The following is a 357-nucleotide window of genomic DNA, read 5'->3' as shown; positions in this document are numbered from 1 at the left end:
GTTGCCGTCCGTGGCTTCCATGAGCTGGCCTGCCGCATCCCAGCGGTAGCGCTGCAGCCGCTGGTCGAACCCTTCTTCCTGCACGAGCCGGTCCAGCGCGTCCCAGGCAAAGCGGCTTTGCGCACCGTTTTCGTTGACGAGGCGCAGGAGGCGGCCGGCGCTGTCGTATTCGAAGGCCAAGGTGAGGCCCCCGTGCGTTCTCTGGATGAGCCGGCCCCAGAGGTCGTAGCGCAGGTGGATGTGGGTGTCGGCGGCCGGTGCAGCAGGGCTTTGTCCCCCCATGAGAGGGGCGAGCGGGGGCTGGGCCGGTTCGATGCGCGTGAGGTGGCCTGCGCTGTCGTAGTGGTAGCGCTCGAT

Annotated in this window: 1 protein-coding gene; it reads right to left on the bottom strand. The window is 68.3% G+C overall.

Annotation, left to right across the window (positions count from 1 at the left end):
* Positions 1-357: hypothetical protein (locus tag L995_RS31295; protein WP_047475406.1), on the bottom strand; the 357-nt coding region annotated here is incomplete at both ends.

It is taken from the genome of Delftia sp. ZNC0008, assembly GCF_000799035.1.
In the GTDB taxonomy this organism is placed as follows: domain Bacteria; phylum Pseudomonadota; class Gammaproteobacteria; order Burkholderiales; family Burkholderiaceae_C; genus Comamonas; species Comamonas tsuruhatensis.
Note: the sequence above shows the minus strand (reverse complement) of the source record. Positions and strands in the feature narration are given on the sequence as shown.